Source organism: Bradyrhizobium sp. WBAH42, from assembly GCF_024585265.1.
Classification (GTDB): domain Bacteria; phylum Pseudomonadota; class Alphaproteobacteria; order Rhizobiales; family Xanthobacteraceae; genus Bradyrhizobium.
Genome location: NZ_CP036533.1, coordinates 4,233,116 through 4,250,098 on the forward strand (window position 1 = coordinate 4,233,116; position 16,983 = coordinate 4,250,098).

Genomic DNA, 16,983 nt, shown 5'->3' on the forward strand with positions numbered 1-16,983 from the left:
ATGTCAGCAGATGCGACGGCCACGCAGTCTCCCAGCAAGTATGACCGCCTGATCGCCGCGGCCAAGGCGATCCCGCCGACGCCGACCGTCGTCGTGCATCCCTGCGATGAGACATCCTTGCGGGGCGCCGTCGACAGCGCGTCTGCCGGCATCATCCGGCCGCTCCTGGTCGGGTCGGAGCGCAAGATCAGGGATACGGCTGCCAGGTTCGGCCTGGACATCGCGGGTTGTGAGATCGTGGATGCCGCACACAGCGACGATGCCGCCGCGAAGGGTGTCGAATTGATCCATGCCGCGCGCGGCGAATTGCTCATGAAGGGCAGCCTTCACACCGACGAGCTGATGCGAGCCGTCACGGCCAAGGTCGGGGGATTGCGGACTGATCGGCGCATCAGCCACGTTTTCGTCATGGATGTGCCGGCCTACGCCGAGACGATCTTCGTCACTGACGCCGCCATCAACATCTTCCCCGATCTGGACGCCAAGCGGGACATCATTCAGAACGCGATCGACCTCTACAATCAGGCGGGCTTCGGCAAGTCGCCGCGGGTGGCCATTCTTTCCGCAGTCGAAACGGTCACGTCGAAAATTCCGTCCACGATCGAGGCCGCGGCCCTCTGCAAGATGGCGGATCGTGGCCAGATCACGGGCGGCGTACTCGACGGGCCGCTGGCCTTCGACAACGCGATCGACCTCGACTCGGCGCGGATCAAGGGCATCAAGTCCGAGGTGGCCGGCCGCGCTCAGATCCTGGTCGTGCCCGACCTCGAAGCGGGCAACATGCTGGCCAAGAACCTCGCCTATTTCGCCAAGGCCGACGGCGCCGGCATTGTGCTCGGCGCGCGTGTGCCTGTGGTCCTGACCTCGCGTGCGGACAGCCCAAGAGCGCGAATGGCGTCCTGCGCAGTTGCTGCACTATATGCTCACGCGCGGCGCCAGAAGGCGCCGACTATCGCGGCGTGACCGCCATGGACAGCATCCTCGTCGTCAACGCCGGCTCATCGAGCGTCAAGTTCCAGGTCTTTGCGATCGAGGGCGAGGGCATTCTGCGCCGCCTGATCAAGGGGCAGGTGGACGGCATCGGCAGCCGGCCGCGCTTGCGGGCAAGTAGGCCAGGCAACGATCCCATGGCGGATCGGGCCTATCCCATCGAGGCCATTCCGGACGTGCCGGCGGCGATGGACATCGCGGGGACATGGCTCCGGAACGAAGCGCGTATCCATCCGTTGGCGGTCGGGCATCGCGTCGTCCATGGCGGGCCTGATTATGAGCGGCCGGTTCTGATCGACCACGGCGTGGTGGCGCGGCTGGAGCGTTTCGCCACGCTGGCGCCGCTGCATCAGCCGCACAATCTGGCGCCGATCCGCTCGATCCTGGCCAATTTCCCGGCGATCCCGCAGGTCGCTTGCTTCGACACCGCGTTTCACCGCACCCACGGTCCGCTGGCCGATCATTACGCCATCCCCCACCAGCTCCACGCTGAAGGTGTGCGGCGCTACGGCTTTCACGGGCTCTCCTATGAATACATCTCCAGGACCCTGCCGCAGATCGCGCCAGACATCGCAAAGCGCCGGGTGATTGTCGCCCATCTCGGCAGTGGCGCGTCGATGTGCGCGATGAAGAATGGGCTGAGCGTCGAGAGCACGATGGGATTCACCGCGCTCGACGGGCTGCCGATGGGCACGCGCCCGGGCCAGCTCGATCCGGGCGTCGTGCTGTATCTGCTGTCCGAGAAGGGGATGACGGCATCGAAGGCGCAGGATTTTCTCTATCGCGATTGCGGATTGAAGGGGCTTTCCGGGATCAGCAACGACATGCGCGAGCTGGAGGCGAGCCTTGACCCGCAAGCGAAGCTGGCGGTGGACTATTTCGTCTATCGCATCGGCCTCAACGCCGGCATGCTGGCGGCGGCGCTGCAGGGGATCGATGCCTTCGTCTTCACCGCCGGCATCGGCGAGAACTCGAGTGGCATCCGCGCACGTGTGGCGGAGCAGCTCGGCTGGCTTGGCGTGGCACTCGACCCTGCCGAAAACACGCACCATTCGCGGCTGATATCGACAAGGACGAGTCTCGTTCCGGTCTACGTCGTCCCGACGGACGAGGAGCTCATGATCGCGCAGCACACGCTGACGCTGTTGATGAACAGGCAATCGCCCAACCCCAGACAAGAGAGGGTGTCATGATTCCAGTATTTCCGGACAGCAAGGTCGCTCTGAAGGGGAAGAAGGGCCTGGTCGTCGGCATCGCCAACGACCAGTCGATCGCCTGGGGCTGCGCCAGGGCGTTTCGCGCCCTCGGCGCCGATCTCGCCGTCACCTATCTGAACGACCGCGCCAAGAAGCACGTCGAGCCGCTGGCGCAGGCGCTCGAAGCGCCGATCTTCCTGCCGCTCGACGTCATGGTCGAAGGCCAGACGGAAGCGGTGTTCGAGCGGATCAAGTCGGAGTGGGGGCAGCTCGATTTCCTGCTTCATTCCATCGCCTTCTCGCCGAAGGAAGCGCTGCACGGCCGCGTCGTCGATGTCGGCCGCGACGGCTTTCTGAAGACCATGGACGTCTCCTGCTGGTCGTTCCTGCGGATGGCTCATCTTGCCGAACCCCTGATGAAGAACGGCGGCACGATGTTCACCATGACCTATTACGGCAGCCAGATGGTGGTGGAGAACTACAACATCATGGGCGTCGCCAAGGCGGCGCTCGAGGCCGCGGTTCGCTATGCCGCGGCCGAGCTCGGCCCCAAGGGCATCCGCGTGCACGCGATCTCGCCCGGACCGCTAGCGACCCGCGCGGCCTCGGGCATTCCGGAGTTCGACGAGCTGATGGACAAGGCGCAATCCAAGGCGCCGTCGCGCAGCCTCGTCAGCATCGATGATGTCGGTAATGCCACCGCGTTTCTGGCGCTCGACGGCGCCAAGCTGATCACCGGCGGCGTGCTGTACATCGACGGTGGCTATCACATCATCGATTGACCCGCGCGTTGCCGCCGCGCTGAGCGGTCCGGCGACCCATAGGCTGATGGTGGCATATTGCAGGTGTTTTGCCCGACGGTGCAACCGGGCTCTGGAGCGAAAAAAGAAAACCGCAGTCAAATCAACCACATGTCTACTGTGCATGGGGTTGTTTTTCGACTTTTTGATTCACCGATAGTGCAGTGCGATCAATTCGGCCACGCAGGCCGGCTTCTTGCCGCCCTCGATCTCGATCACGAGGTGGTAGTTGACGCGCAGCCCGTCCGGCGGCACGTCCTCTGCTTCCGCAATCGTGACCCGGCCGCGCAGCTTCGAGCCCGCCGGCACTGGCGCGAGATATCGGATGCGGTCAGCACCGTAGTTCAGCGTGTTGCGCAGGCCCTTCAGGCCGATGACCGAGCGGATGAATAGCGGGGCAAGGGCAAGCGAGAGCAGGCCATGGGCGATGGTCTTGCCGCCCGGCATCTCCTGCTTGGCGCGCTCCTGGTCGACATGGATCCATTGCTCGTCGCAGGTCGCCTCGGCGAACTGGTTGATGCGGTCCTGCGTAATCTCGATCCAGTCGCTGGCACCGATCTCGGTGCCGACCGCGGATTTGATCTCGTCGAAGTCGCTGAATATCCGCATGGGCTGACCCGTTTAGATCCTCATTTCCGGAACATTGTCGGGAATGGCGAGGTCGGCTTCCGTCAGCGCCAGAACCTCGCCGACGCTCAGGCCGGGCGCTGTTTCCAGCAACGTCGGCTTGCCATCGGGAAAACCGATCACGGCGATGTCCGTCACGACGAGGTCGACCGGGCGTGCCGAGGTCAGCGGCAGCGAGCATTTCGCCACGATCTTCGACTTGCCCTTGGCGGCGTGCTGCATGGCGACGATCACGCGCTTGGCGCCGGTGACGAGGTCCATTGCGCCGCCCATGCCGGGAACCATCTTGCCCGGGATCATCCAATTGGCGAGATGGCCATGCGCATCGACCTGGAGACCGCCGAGCACGGTGATATCGACGTGGCCGCCGCGGATCAGTCCGAACGACATCGCGCTGTCGAACGTGGAGGCGCCCGGCAGCGCGCTGATCGGGCGCCCACCGGCATCGGTGAGTGTCGGATGCGCCATGCCCTGCTCGGGGATCGGCCCGGTGCCGATCAGTCCATTCTCCGACTGGAAGAAGATCTTCAGGTCCGACGGCACGTAATTGGCGACCAGCGTCGGAATGCCGATGCCGAGATTGACGAGATTGCCGTTCCTCAGCTCCTTGGCGACGCGCCGGGCGATGATGATCTGGGGATCCATGGTGTCACCCATTGGTGATGAGATAGTCGACGAGCGGCGCGGGGGTGACGACGTGATCGGGTGCAATCACGCCGACCGGGACGATGTGCTCCGCCGTCACGATGACGGTGTCGGCCGCCATCGCCATGACCGGGTTGAAATTGCGGGACGTGAGCGCGTAGGCGAGGTTGCCGAGGTAATCGGCGAGGAAGGCGTGCACCAATGCGAATTGCGCCCGCAGCGCCGTCTCCAGCAGGAACGGCTTGCCGTCGACTTCGATCTGACGCTTGCCTTCGGCCACCAGCGTTCCGACGCCGGTCGGCGTCAGCACGCCCCCAAGACCGCATCCGCCGGCGCGGATGCGCTCGACGAACGTACCTTGCGGCACGAGATCGACGGCGATCTGGTTCGCCAGCATCTGCTGCTGCGCCTTCGGATTGAGACCGATATGCGTTGCCGTCAGCTTCGACACCAGGGCCTGATCGAACAGCTTGCCGACGCCCTTGCCGGGCGTGGCCGCGTCATTCGAGATCAAGGTCAGACCTGTCTTCCTCTGGCGCACGACTTCGTCGAGCAGCCGCTCCGGCGTTCCGACTCCCATGAAGCCGCCAACCATGACGCTGGCGCCCGCCGGGATCATCGCAACGGCTTCTTCGACGGATACGGCCTTCATGATCGAAACTCCCGGTCGGCCGACGATGGCTGAAGGGCGGTAAAGTGCGGATGTTGGCGGGTGGGGGGCGGGCTCCCTTGATCTGGGTCAAGGCTTCCGGATCATTCCGCTCCGGCTGCGTCGATGCCGAAGCTTTCTCGAGTGCCGCGCTTACCGCAGCTCGGCATGGAGCGAGGTCGGGGCTACGCAGCCGCGCTGCACAGAGTTGCTGCATGGCGATACGAATTGCAGCAATCTGCGCTACAATAACGCGCTTCGCGGCGCTCGCGATTGGCGCGAGACCGCGGCCTTGAGACGCCGGGAGCGCCGAACTCCCCTACATCAACGAAGATCCAGAAAGAACGCTTGCAATTCCATGCTGGTCTTCAATTCCAGGGAGCATGGTCGTCAGAAATGCCTTGAGCTGCGGATACCTTGCGTGTGATGTCTCATGCTCGGGCCCTTCGGGCGCGCGATGCCGACGCTGATCGTCGTCTTTGTCCGGAGCGCCGTGCTTCCGCCCTTCGTACTCTCTCGCGGAGCCGCCTCAATTGAGCCAGCAGGCTCACGAGCTTGATCTTTGTGTCACGCAGAACGGCCAGGCTGCAAACCCCACTACTCACTACAACACCCCCAAACAGGCCCTTGCCGAATTCCTGACGGAAGCTCGGATTGGTGGCGACATCCCAACAACGTCTAAGCGATGGCCGCCGGAGGCGTCGGTTCGCTTTGCGACAATGCGCGAAAATATTCTCAGTGGTTGCAATGCGTTGCAGCAGCAACGCGCTATCGGAAGGAGCATTTGGATACGCTCTCCGAAGCGCGCGCGTCATTTGCATCAGCACGTTGGCGCCGTACCAGCGGCCGCTACCGTTCTGACGATCGCCTCCTCGACCCAGGCCTCGCGGGCAAACCAGTTGTGATTGGCCCGACAGTCCGGACAAAGAGTATTGCCGAAAAACACGATGCTTCGCAGGAAAGTCTCACGATCGGATTTGATGCCGGTAGGAATCGCGCGGCCGGATTGCGGACACTTGACCATGATCATGCCCATACGAGCCTCCCTGAAACACGCATTTGTCGAGCAAAAGGGCCGGCCGGCTGGAGTGCGCTCTCGTCGGTGCGGGTGACTTGGGGGGGCATCGCACCTGGGGTCGTTGTTCGAGCAAAGGGCAGCTTGCTCGTGACGACGCTTCTCCAACCGGCCGGATTCCTGCTTGGCGAATTCTTGGGATACTGCCGGCTTTCGCCGCAATACCGAATGATGTCCGACCTCAACCGAAAGCTTCTGGGAGGCGCCAAATAATCGTCGTGTCGAAATAGCCGCGACTTCGTGCGGAACGTTCCCCCTGCAACGAAACCATCAATTTCCCCTCGACGGACAGGTCAGCCAACCGGATCACTGGTGTCACTCCCCTCGGTGCAGTTCGTTAACTATTCTCTTTTTCATTTAATGTGCAAATTAAAATTGGCGTTGTCGGTCTGATTTGCGACTCTCGGCTGATTTATTCTATGCGCGGCGCGATGCATTGCCGAAGAACGTCAATCCTTTTCTCCAGGCTTCAGCAGCCCTCATTCTCAAGTCAGTTCGGCGCGTGCTGCGCTTTACCGGTTGTGCTGAATGGTCGCACCAGGTTCAAATATGAAACAAATTTTGATTATAAGAAAAATCAGTAAATCTCGTTGTTAATTGCTGCCGATCACGTAAGCTAAAGTCGTCCAGGTTTCTTCGGCTGGAGGAGACGATGTGGGAATTAATTCTTAACGAGTACAACCTCACCTCGGAGCCGCTGCAGTTGGCTCAGATGCGCGCAGAATTGGTCAACATTGGCGAGAAGGAGCGTATTCTGAGAGAACGAAGTGCCGATCGCGAAGCTTATCGGTACCTCTTGGATGCTCATCGGTTGACCGCCAGAGCGAGCCTCCCTGGAGAGCAGGGGTTGAACATTTCTCCTCAAGACGGGGGCAAGGACGGTCAGCTCGCGGCGTGAGCGGCCGGATTGACGTGTCGAAGCGAGCCGGACCGGGTGGCGTGTGTTCGGGTGAATGGAAATCGCAGCGTCGCAGGCCGGGCTAGATTGAATGTCGCAGGCGGCGGCCGTTCGCTTGTCGGGTGCCGCGACAACATCGCATCCCGGAGGCTGTCGCCGCCTCGCCGGCACAGGCGCGGCAGAATGGGTTCACATTGGTGGAAGGCGTGCTGGAAAGATCGTCGGCAGAGATAGAGATAGTGTTGAGACCGGCTCCGGATGCAGTATTCGCGCTGTTGGATGGCCGAGCAATGATCTTCAGCGAAGCCGGGCAGAAGATCTTTGAACTCGACCGAGTAGGGGCATTCATCTGGTGTAAATTGGGGGAAGGCGCCTCGCTGGGAGACGTTTATCGGGCGCTCGCAGCGCAAGGCATTGACGAGCACGCGGCACGCCAGTTCACGCGACAGGCCGTAGATGTCTGGATCGATCGAGCGTTGCTCGAAGTCGATTGGCGAATGCCGACCGATTGCGTCATCTCAGCTCATCTGGGTCGGCACAAAATAAGCGTCCGGGCTGCAAATCGGGACCTCTTGAGACGGCTGCTGTCGCCATTTTGTGTTTCGGACCAGAGTGCCGGCGGCGACGGCGACATCGCGATCGAGGCAATGATGCTGGATGAGCAAGTGTTCCTGCGCGCGGAGGATTCTAGCATTTCCAGATGCGAAGTCGAAGCACTGGCCCCTATGCTCAAAGCTCACGTCACCGAGCGGCTTATTCGAAGCGATCGTTGGGTGTTCTCCCTACATGCCGCTTCTCTCGTGAAAGACGGCATGGGCCTGCTGTTATGCGGCCATCCGGGAGCTGGAAAATCTACCCTCACGCTGCAGCTGGTGGACGCCGGATTCCGGTACGCAGGCGATGACGTCGCGCTGGTTGGCGCCGACGGAACGATCTGCGGAGTCCCGTTTGCGATCACCCTCAAGGAAGGATCGTGGGACTTGCTCTCGCGACTACATGGCGACCGCTACGACGCGACGCATTGCCGCTCCGACGGCGTTCGGGTGCGGTACGTACCCATTCCGGATGCGCAGAACGAATGCTTCTCCACAGGCTGGATCATCTTCTTGAACCGGGTCGCGAGCGGGCCGGCCGAACTGACCGCAATAGATCGTTTGGATTCGATGAAGCGGCTCATCGAGAACGCATTTTCCAGCGATGGTAAACTGTCGCAGACTGGCTTTTATGCTCTAAAGCGGATGGTCGCGGGCGCGAAATCGCTTCAACTAACCTACTGCGAGGCTGGAGAGGCTCGGCATCTGCTTAGGGAATTGTGCAATGGCAAGGCATAGCAGCGCGCTCACGAGCCTCTGCAATTGCTTGCGGGGCATGCCGCCGGTCGAAGTAGAGTGGACGTCCGTCATCGGACTTGCAAATCAGACCCTGACGACGCCGGCGCTCATCGACTTTGTCGACAAATTCGCATCGATGCTGCCGGAGGACGTCTGCGCCTATATTCGCCATATCCACCGCCGAAATGGGTTGCGCAATGACCGCCTCGTCGTTCAACTCGAAGAGGCCGTCGTTGCTCTGAATGGTCACGGCATTACGCCGGTTCTACTCAAGGGGGCATCGACACTGGCGACCGCGCCCGAGGCGCGAAGAGGCGTTCGGATTATGTCCGATCTGGACATCATGGTCATGCCGGACGACGCCAGAACGGCAGTCGCCGCGCTAAGTGGAATTGGTTACGATATTCATGAGCAGACCCCTCCCGAAAGCCGGAGATGGCATGTCGATCTGAATCGCCCGCAGGACGTCGGGTCCATCGACCTGCAAGAGGCAGCTCCAGGGCCTGCGTACCTCTACCAGAACTTCGGGCATGTGCTGAACCATTGTGTTCCTGCGCCGCTCGGACGGGCAAGCGTATATATCCCCACGCCTATCTTCCAAGCGGTCACGTTGATCGTCCACGATCAGTTTCAGGACTATGGTTATTGGCTCGGCGACCTCGACCTGCGGCACCTTGTTGAATTGCGCGATCTAAACGCTTCCGCCGAACCTCTCGATTGGGAGAAGCTGACCTCTCTTGCCTCGAGCGACTTGATGAGGAACGCGGTCGAAACTCAGCTGATCGCTCTTGCCGAGCTGCTTGGCGTCGACATTCCGCATGCGTTGCGCTCCCGACTGATTCCTCGCCTCCAGTTCATGCGACAGGTGATGCAGGCACGTTTTCCGGCTACACGCGTTCCCTTCCTCGCAATGATGGTACTGGATCTCGGAAATCATCGGAAAGCGGCACGCGGCGCCGGGCAAGCCGCTGTGCATCCGCGTGGACTGTGGTCCCTACCGAGGGTGGACACCGTGCAGTTCCTGTTGAAGGCGGCCTTCGCGGAGCGCGCAGGGAAGGTCTAGATCACAAATGCGTTCGGTCGGGCGGCAGGGCCATCAATGCTCGTGACCACCAGCATTCCGGCTCGGCGCTTCGCCGTTCTCGCGAATCCTGAACTCCTCCAGCGTGTGCCCTGATTGGAGCGCTGCGACCAACCAGCGCGGCTGTTTGCCACGCCCAGACCAGGTCTCTGTGGGCTTGAGGGGATTGAAGTATTTCGGAACGACCTTCGGGTATTTGCGACGAGGGGGCTGACTTGAGCCAGTCGTTGTCGCCCCGCCCTCCGCCCCGGCGAATTGATCCGGCTGATTGAGTTGCGCAAGGCGCTTTTCCAATTCCCGCTTTTCGGCTGTGATCTTTTCAGCAAGAATCTTCGTCAGCTCCTCGTGGAGGAGCCAAAGTTCTTCAAAATCCATGGCTTCGAGATCCTGCCTGCGCATAAGCATTCTCGTCACCGTTCGACCGGCACCTTGCGTACCTGTCTGTCACCTACGTCGAAGATCGCGGCGAACAATGGGCAGGGGAGCAAGGCTTGGTCTTCAAAATTGCCACGACAATAAATAAATAATATATTATTTAATATATATTGCGAGGATTATTTTCATGTATTTATTGCGGGCGAGAAAACCTTGCCTGAGCCTCGAAGAGAAGCATTGGAGATTCGCGACTGTCCACTGATCCGTCCTCAAGCGGCGATCAATCGGTTTATCGCGCCCTCGGCCGCAGCGGCCGATATCGAGGCGTCGAAGCTACAAATGCTGACGTTGCCGACGGGGCGGCGGAGCAGAGCGAGCTCGCGCTCCGCTTTCCGTTTAATGAGACGCCCCTCGCTTGAACCGCGTCTCGATACTCGCGCAGCGCGTGTTGTTACTGCAACCGCTATTAAATTCAGCGGATAATCACATTTTTAGTCTTGATTGGAACCGGCGACGCAGCTATGTGGAGCACCGACCATTCGGTTCCACGTTTTTTTTACACCGACCCAACCTAGCTTCTTGATTACTAGGCCGGGATTGTATTAAATGGGCGCAACCACAGGATGCCAGTATGTCGACCAAGAAGCTCGAACTAGAAGCGATGTCCCTTGATGATCTCTGGTCGCTTCATGAGGAGATTAGCGGCATTTTGTCGGATCGGATAAAGGCGGAAAAGCAGGAACTTGAGAAGCGTCTGGCGGTTCTCGGCGGCGGAATGGCTGCGTTAGCCGAAACGAGCGGGTTGGGCGTCTCTCCCAACGGCAAGCAGAGACGAAAATATCCGCGTGTACTGCCGAAATATCGTAACCCGCAAACTTCCGAAACTTGGTCGGGACGCGGCAAGCGACCGCGTTGGCTGGTTGCTGCCATGAAATCGGGCCGGCGGATCGAGGAGTTTCGCATCGGAGAGGCGGCTCCGAAGCTTCGGCAGCGGGCGTGAGAACTTGCTGCGCCACGAACTGGTGCAGCTCGGCGCCTTACGTCGAGATCGAGCCTAGTAGGCATTGCGCCCTCGCAATACTTCCATAGGAGTTCGCAACAGGATTGCGAGATCCAGTCGAATACTCCAATTGTCGATGTACCAGAGGTCGTACTGGACACGTGTTTCGACCATGACTGCTGTAGGGGTGGGGCCCCGGCACCCATGGACTTGGGCCCAGCCGGTCAATCCTGGCCTGACCCGGTGGCGGAGCGCGTAGTTTCGCACGAGCTTGTCAAATTCACTGTCGTGAGCCACGGCATGAGGACGCGGGCCCACCAGCGACATGCTGCCGTCGAGAACATTTAGGAGCTGTGGCAGTTCATCGAAGCTCGTCCGGCGCAGCCATTTGCCGACGCGGGTAACGCGTCGATCGGCGCGGTTGGCCTGGAGGATTACAGGCCCGTCCTCGAGCACATGCATGGTCCGGAATTTGCGGATCAAGAATATTCGGCCGTTGAAGCCACAGCGTTGCTGCCGAAAGAATATAGGGCCGGGAGAATCCAGCTTGATCGCGACTGCAGCCAGCGCAAGCAGCGGGGCGAGCATCGCCAGGCAGAGGCCAGCCCCCATAATGTCAATCGTCCGCTTAATCGCGCGCTCCAGCGGCGTCAGGGGGCCACGCTGGAGTTCTACACAAACGGCACTTCCAAGACTTCGCTTAGGGTGTCGAAGCAATTCGGACGTTGTGCCGACGGGCACGAAAATGATCGGGAACGGCAAAACGCGCAAATCGGCAACAAAGGCTCGCAATTCGGGCCATCGCTCCGGGTCAGCTTCCACCACCACCTGATCGAGCCGGTAGGTGCGGATGTGGTCGATGACACGGGCCGTGAGCCGCCTTCGGCAGGCAGGACCGAATCCGAACGGAGGCAAGCTGAACCTTTCTTTGACGAGATACCCGTGCATCGACAAGGTTTCGGACAATCCCACGTTCTTCGACAAGGGTTGATCGCTGATCAGGACAATATTCGTATTGGCGAACTTCCTGCCGCTCAGGGCCCTCCCGAGAAGCACCTTAACTCCCCACCGCTCACCCAAAAGTAAGCCCAGGGCCAAGACGGCGAAGAGCAGGCCTCGGTGCAGAGAGCTCTCCGGGCGGATTGCGAAGCCGAACACCGCCAAAATGAAAAGCACCGAAGACATCCAAGCCAAACAGACCGCGCGGATCTGATTTCGGAGCGCGAGGAGTTCAACCGGCTGATAAAGCCCGTAGGCCTTCAGCAGGCAAACGAGACAAACCGCGCTAACCAGCGCCAAGCCAAGCGCGTTGCCCAAGTTGGCCGCGGCTTGGCCATTCTGCGCTTGGTACAGCAACGTGGAGACGATGCTCGCAAATAGGATGGTCGCAATATCAGCACCCAGCACTACGTGCTCGACCGCGTCATAACGGAGGGGCCATTTGGGCTCGGGGGATACTGTCGCTTCGGGACTGATACGATCCGTAACCTCCCGATCGGGGAAATGTCGGTTCACGAAATTCATGGCCGGGGCTCTGCGATTTAATATTAATTATTTATTAATTAAAGGGGTTTATCAAGTAAAATCCGCAACTCCGCCTATTTAATAACGTGTGCCCCTTTGTCGCCGATCTGCGATCGTGGCTTGGGCTGAGCTCGCGGCTCTTGAGATTATCGAGAACCCATGCGGGAACTCCGCGCGTGCACCTGGTCGAGGAACGCCGGATCGAGTTCCGAAATCAGGCCCTCGAGATAGATCTTCCCATCAGCCGAGGCTGACCGGTAAGCGGTCACAAGGGCTGGCTTGAGGGCAGGCCGATGTCTAACGACGAGGCTGACGTCCCGTTTGATCAATTCACGCAGGTCAGTGTCCCGCACCATGGCATCTGCGGCGAGCGCGACCGATACGCGCAACGGAAGCAGGTCCAAATCATTCGGCGCGGTATAGTATGACATTCTGAGCATCGCTGCCGTGCTGGGCTGGGGCGAACTGTGCTTCGACGTCGCCGCGAGCAGGAGCCAAATGTCACCGCGGAGCGGCGAAGAGCGCAATGCACGAGCAAACTCGTCCGAAGTCATGGGAGGAGCCGTCCTTTGCTCGTCGGCAGCCAGAGCCGAATCCCGGGTAAAGCTTGGTCCCCCGCGGATCCATAAGTCTTCACGCGCTGCCGCGAGGGAAACCGTCTTCGACATCGCGTTCGGCCCTGCCGCTGCAGTCGAAAGAACTGACGGCAAAGACGATCTTGCACCGAAGTACCGGTCGGGGAGCGCCATCCATGCTGCCTGCACGATCAACACAATACCAAGCACCATCAGGCTAACGCGGGGCCAAATGGTGACTGACGCTGAGGTCAACCTTCGGCGAGGCGCAGGTGCTTGATTTGCAATTTGGTCGGACGTCGCTTTCGTCTCAGACGATATGGCGTCACGTTCTGCGCCGGAGAGGCTTTGACCGAAGGCCAGGCCAAAAAGCGCAGCGACCAGAAGCGATGCTCCTAAACCAAGAATTCCATGATCGGAAAACGCGAGTATCGTCACTGCAATCAAAGCGCCGGCGCCCAGCGCTGGGAAGACGTAATCGTAAGTACGTGACAGAGCACGTCTGATCAGAATAGAAGCGCAGAGCAACGCAGCAACCACCAGCGCGCAGAGAAAAGTCCACCCCATGTCTATAACGATCGTGGCGGCGGCGGTTGGCCTTTCTGGCGATTCGCCAACTCCAGCGTCCTGGTAAATCGGCAAAAGTACCGTCGAAGCACCCGCACCGGATCCTGCCGGCGCGACGTCCTGCAGCATCCGTTCTGTTGCGGCCTGACTGCTCGTTGACAAGACGATCGTCAGATCGGTGTTCGTTCTGAAGGGAATGACCGTAGCCGTGGCAATGAAGATAATCGTGGCAGTTGCAAGGACGCCAGCAGTACCCCACAATCCCGGGAACCACCTGCGAACCGCGAACACCGAGAGCAAGATTTCTGAGCCGAGGAGGGCCGCGACGACTGCAGTTGAGTTGGCTCGAATGAGCAGCGCGGCCATGCAGATAATCATTGCGATGATCGCGGCGGACAGCGCAGGGAGCGGGCTTAGCGCAATTGTTCCTGGCCGACTGCGTCGGAGTACCTGATCGACCGCACGAATTGCCGTTGCGCAGGAGAGCAACACACCGAGCACCGCGATGGTTGAGCCGTCGGGCCCAGCCACACCAGCTATTTCCCTGCCGAACCACATGGCGGTAACGATTGTGGCTATCGACAGCAGAATATGTAGCAGTTGCGCTGCGCGATATCGGTCAAGCGCAATGGCTGCAGCAATGAGAGCTGAAGCGAGCACAGCGCAATACTGCACGAGCGAGAACATGGTCGCCGTGGTGTCGACTGTGATTTTTTCAGCGAGGGGCTCGTTTAAGGTCGCCGATGCAGTTGCCCAAATGGGATTGCCGAGTTTGCCAATCGGCATCGGCACCGCCTGCAAGGCCATCCAGAGCGCCGGAGCCGCGAGTACAGCGACGAGACTAGGACGGAGCAGTCTGGCAAGCCCGAGGGAGGAGGGCGGTAGAAAGATCGCGACCATTAGCGCCGCCGTTGCGAGTACCAACGACATCAACACCCAGCCTTGCAGGCTTTCCGGCATTGCGAACGCCGCGGCAATCGCCACCAACTCGGCCAATATGACAAGCCGGACCATCATGTAAACACCGTGGTGTGGTGCGGCCACTCCGCTGGTCCCTTGGGCCAGCTAACGGGTAGGCCGCTATGAACCAGCCTCAAGAGCCAGAAAGACCATAACGGATGTAATGGCTATCATGGTAATAGTAGCTCCGATGTCCGTCATATCGAGCCATCGCCTTGGTATCGGTCTTGCTGAGAACTGCCCCAATCAGAGATTCGTGAATGTTTGGTGCCGTGTGCAGTGCGTGTTGCACTACATCAATTTTGGTCCGGCCCCATTCGACAACGAGAATGTAGCAGTCAATCAGAGATGAAGTGGCTCGAACATCCACCAACGGTGTCAAGGGCGGAAGGTCGACGATGACGTAGTCATACTCGGCCCGTAAACGGTCGAAGAGTTTGCTTATCGAGTCCGCGCAAAGAATTTCGCTGGTGTGGAGCAAAGGTCCCCGACGCACGGCGGGCAGAAATGCAAGATTGGTCGTCGGGTCCCTCCAAACAGCGTCGGCGAGCGACCGGCTACCGTTTGCAACTTCGATGATGCCGCAGGCCGCCTTGGGCGCAAAGATGCCGGTCAGCGAGGGATTCCTGAGGTCGCAATCGACGATAATGGCTCTCTTTCCGGTGTGTCCGATCAATTGCGCGAGCGAAGCTGCAATCGTGGTCTTTCCCTCATTCGGTAACGCAGAGGTAATGCCGATGACCTGGGAAGAGATTTTCGCCGGATTGTGGTCGATGGCTAGCTTTATGGAACGAATGGCCTCCGTATATCGAGATAGCGGCATCCCGACCACCGTCTGATGAATTGCGGCTGGAGACGAAGAGATCCGTCGCTGAACATCATCGTCGGTTTTCTGGAGGCGGATTGGTGGCTTGGGAGATTTGCGGGCCGGCAACAACGGGACCAAAGACAGACAAGGCAACTCCAGTACGGTTTCCACCTGTGAAGAGGTCCGAAAGACGCGGTCCATGAGGTCTCGGAGGAGCGCCAAGCCGATGCCCAGCGCGAGACCACCGAGAATGCCAAATGCCAGGATCAACCTTGTTTTCGGCTTGCTCTTGCTCGCCGGTGGCGAAGCCGGAAAAAGTACCCGCGTATCCGAGGTGGGAAACGTCTCCTGCTGTGTGGAGCCCATGTAGCGCTGAAGGAAAGTCTCGTACAAGCTATGCAGGCCCTTTGCCCTGCTTTCCAAGTCCTTGATGGTCAGCTCAGCAGAATTGACCGAACGGGACTGCGAAACGGCTTTGGATAATTGCTTTTCGATTTCTTCCTGGCGCTGTTTGGCCAGTTCGAATTCGCTTCGGCTGACCTCGGCAAGTCGCCTGACCTCGTCAAAAATTGAGACGCGGAACTCTCGCGCGCGGTTCCGGATATTGACGACTGCCAAGTGGTCACGACCGACCCTCGCGGCCAACTCGGCCTCACGTCTGGTGAGCTCCAGATATTGCTGGCGCAGCCCCGTGATGATCTGGCTGTTCAGCGCATCGGTCCCGATAGCATCCAGATTGTCTATCGAGGACGGCTTTTTCGGGTCGATGGCAAGGAGAGTTTCATAACGAGCCAACTTGGCCGTGGCTTCAGATGTCTGAGCACGTGCGGCGGCCAATCGATTGTTGATCTCCGTGATCTGCTGCTCGTCGATGGGTTTCCCACCCAGAGAAACAATGTTGTTTTGAGCCTTGTAGACGTCGACGGCACGTTGCGCGGCGAGGGCTTGGTCGCCCAGATCACGCAGCCTCTCCTGCAGCCAGCTGGTTGCCTTGCGATTGGCCTCGAATTTTGCATTGAGCTGGTCTGCAACATAAGTGTTGGCAATCGCATTCACGATCTCCGCGGCTCGAGCTGCGCTGCTCGAGCTGAAGCTGATCTCAATGACGTGGCTGTACCCGACACGTCCAGCGGAAAGCCGACTGAGGAATGCGTCTACGAGAGTGTCCGATGGTTCGCCATTCGTCTCGAGTGGCGCATCCTTCTTCGATTTAGTCGAGGCCCATGGCCAAACTCGTTGCCAGAGCGCCTGCAAAGAGAGGCCGGATGCACTAAAGTCCGGATCGTCGGCCAGTTTCAACTGCTCGATTACCGCAACCGCATTGGCCTTTGATCTCAGGAGCTGAAGCTGGGTGTCGATTTGACTGAGATCGAAGGCCGGCTCGGCGACGAGTGACTGCTGCTGGACAAACTGAGGCCTGGGATTGGCCAACAGGATCTGAACCTGTGCCGTATAGGTTGGAGAAACCAAACGGAGATAGAGCAGGCTGGCCGCAGTGGCGAGTACGGCAGTAACAAGGATCACGAGATACTGGCGCCGTAGAAGCCCGATGCCGAAATTGATGACGTCGGTGATTCCTCCGCCGTCTGCCTGGGCGGGTTGAGCCGGTCCGTTCACCGGCAGCCGCATCCTATCCGCATGTTGAAGATTGTTCTGAAGCATCACGTACCTGTCCGACGATTGGTCACGTTGCGGCCGCCCGCCCGCAGGCGGCATTTAAAGCGATCTGCGAGATAGTACGAATTATATACCTTATAAAAACTCACTTGCCAAATTAAATAAACAATATATTAATCGAGGCGGAGATGGAAAATGCAGGTCCTGGCGGTTTTGCTTAGGCGTGCGTTCGCGAATTCCCAAATTCTTCCGTGACTTACATCTG

General features: G+C 59.6%; 15 protein-coding genes. 7 read left to right on the forward strand and 8 right to left on the reverse strand.

The annotated features are described in order from the left end of the window. The 3 genes from DCG74_RS19630 to fabI are packed head-to-tail and all read left to right on the forward strand — an operon-like array spanning position 1 to position 2,968. A complete protein-coding gene (locus tag DCG74_RS19630) occupies positions 1–963 on the forward strand; it encodes a phosphate acetyltransferase (RefSeq protein WP_172784575.1) in 963 nt (320 codons plus the stop codon). 5 nt (positions 964–968) lie between these two features. Next, positions 969–2,183: an acetate/propionate family kinase gene (locus DCG74_RS19635; protein ID WP_172784576.1), complete on the forward strand. Its 1,215-nt coding sequence runs from the start codon at positions 969–971 to the stop codon at positions 2,181–2,183. Next, positions 2,180–2,968, forward strand: a complete 789-nt coding sequence (gene fabI / locus DCG74_RS19640) for an enoyl-ACP reductase FabI (protein ID WP_025035483.1) — start codon at positions 2,180–2,182, stop codon at positions 2,966–2,968. The genes DCG74_RS19635 and fabI overlap by 4 nt, the downstream gene beginning before the upstream one ends. 168 nt (positions 2,969–3,136) lie before the next feature. Here fabI and DCG74_RS19645 read toward each other — a convergent pair whose 3' ends face one another. From DCG74_RS19645 to DCG74_RS19660, 4 genes are all read right to left on the reverse strand, one after another. Then, positions 3,137–3,595: a MaoC family dehydratase gene (locus DCG74_RS19645; RefSeq protein WP_172784577.1), complete on the reverse strand. Its 459-nt coding sequence runs from the start codon at positions 3,593–3,595 to the stop codon at positions 3,137–3,139. 12 nt (positions 3,596–3,607) lie between these two features. Then, the gene (locus DCG74_RS19650) at positions 3,608–4,258 is read right to left on the reverse strand and encodes a 3-oxoacid CoA-transferase subunit B (RefSeq protein WP_172784578.1); all 651 of its coding nucleotides are present in this window, start codon (positions 4,256–4,258) and stop codon (positions 3,608–3,610) included. Positions 4,259–4,262: 4 nt separating this feature from the next. Continuing rightward, positions 4,263–4,910: a CoA transferase subunit A gene (locus DCG74_RS19655; protein ID WP_035999395.1), complete on the reverse strand. Its 648-nt coding sequence runs from the start codon at positions 4,908–4,910 to the stop codon at positions 4,263–4,265. Between the two features lie 817 nt (positions 4,911–5,727). Next, positions 5,728–5,943: a hypothetical protein gene (locus DCG74_RS19660; RefSeq protein ID WP_172784579.1), complete on the reverse strand. Its 216-nt coding sequence runs from the start codon at positions 5,941–5,943 to the stop codon at positions 5,728–5,730. A 691-nt stretch (positions 5,944–6,634) separates the two neighbouring features. Between DCG74_RS19660 and DCG74_RS19665 the strand changes: the two genes are divergently transcribed. The 3 genes from DCG74_RS19665 to DCG74_RS19675 all read left to right on the forward strand — a co-directional run bounded on the left by DCG74_RS19665 (position 6,635) and on the right by DCG74_RS19675 (position 9,274). Beyond that, positions 6,635–6,880: a hypothetical protein gene (locus DCG74_RS19665; protein ID WP_172784580.1), complete on the forward strand. Its 246-nt coding sequence runs from the start codon at positions 6,635–6,637 to the stop codon at positions 6,878–6,880. A 290-nt stretch (positions 6,881–7,170) separates the two neighbouring features. After that, positions 7,171–8,211: a serine/threonine protein kinase gene (locus tag DCG74_RS19670; protein WP_246708751.1), complete on the forward strand. Its 1,041-nt coding sequence runs from the start codon at positions 7,171–7,173 to the stop codon at positions 8,209–8,211. Between the two features lie 37 nt (positions 8,212–8,248). Further along, on the forward strand, positions 8,249–9,274 hold the full coding sequence (locus DCG74_RS19675; RefSeq protein ID WP_172784581.1) for a nucleotidyltransferase family protein: 1,026 nt from the start codon (positions 8,249–8,251) through the stop codon (positions 9,272–9,274). Positions 9,275–9,307: 33 nt separating this feature from the next. Here DCG74_RS19675 and DCG74_RS19680 read toward each other — a convergent pair whose 3' ends face one another. Beyond that, positions 9,308–9,691 (reverse strand): H-NS family nucleoid-associated regulatory protein, encoded by a 384-nt coding sequence (locus DCG74_RS19680; protein ID WP_172784582.1) that lies wholly within the window; start codon positions 9,689–9,691, stop codon positions 9,308–9,310. A 607-nt stretch (positions 9,692–10,298) separates the two neighbouring features. Here DCG74_RS19680 and DCG74_RS19685 point away from each other — a divergent pair. After that, a complete protein-coding gene (locus DCG74_RS19685; RefSeq protein ID WP_172784583.1) occupies positions 10,299–10,667 on the forward strand; it encodes an H-NS family nucleoid-associated regulatory protein in 369 nt (122 codons plus the stop codon). Positions 10,668–10,721: 54 nt separating this feature from the next. On the opposite strand, the gene DCG74_RS19690 is transcribed toward DCG74_RS19685, so the two are convergent. The 3 genes from DCG74_RS19690 to DCG74_RS19700 all read right to left on the reverse strand — a co-directional run bounded on the left by DCG74_RS19690 (position 10,722) and on the right by DCG74_RS19700 (position 16,763). Next, positions 10,722–12,191, reverse strand: coding sequence for an exopolysaccharide biosynthesis polyprenyl glycosylphosphotransferase (locus DCG74_RS19690; protein WP_172784584.1), 1,470 nt, complete (start codon positions 12,189–12,191; stop codon positions 10,722–10,724). 146 nt (positions 12,192–12,337) lie between these two features. Then, a complete protein-coding gene (locus tag DCG74_RS19695; protein ID WP_172784585.1) occupies positions 12,338–14,350 on the reverse strand; it encodes a hypothetical protein in 2,013 nt (670 codons plus the stop codon). Positions 14,351–14,426: 76 nt separating this feature from the next. Continuing rightward, a complete protein-coding gene (locus tag DCG74_RS19700) occupies positions 14,427–16,763 on the reverse strand; it encodes an AAA family ATPase (RefSeq protein ID WP_172784646.1) in 2,337 nt (778 codons plus the stop codon). Positions 16,764–16,983: the final 220 nt, after the last annotated feature.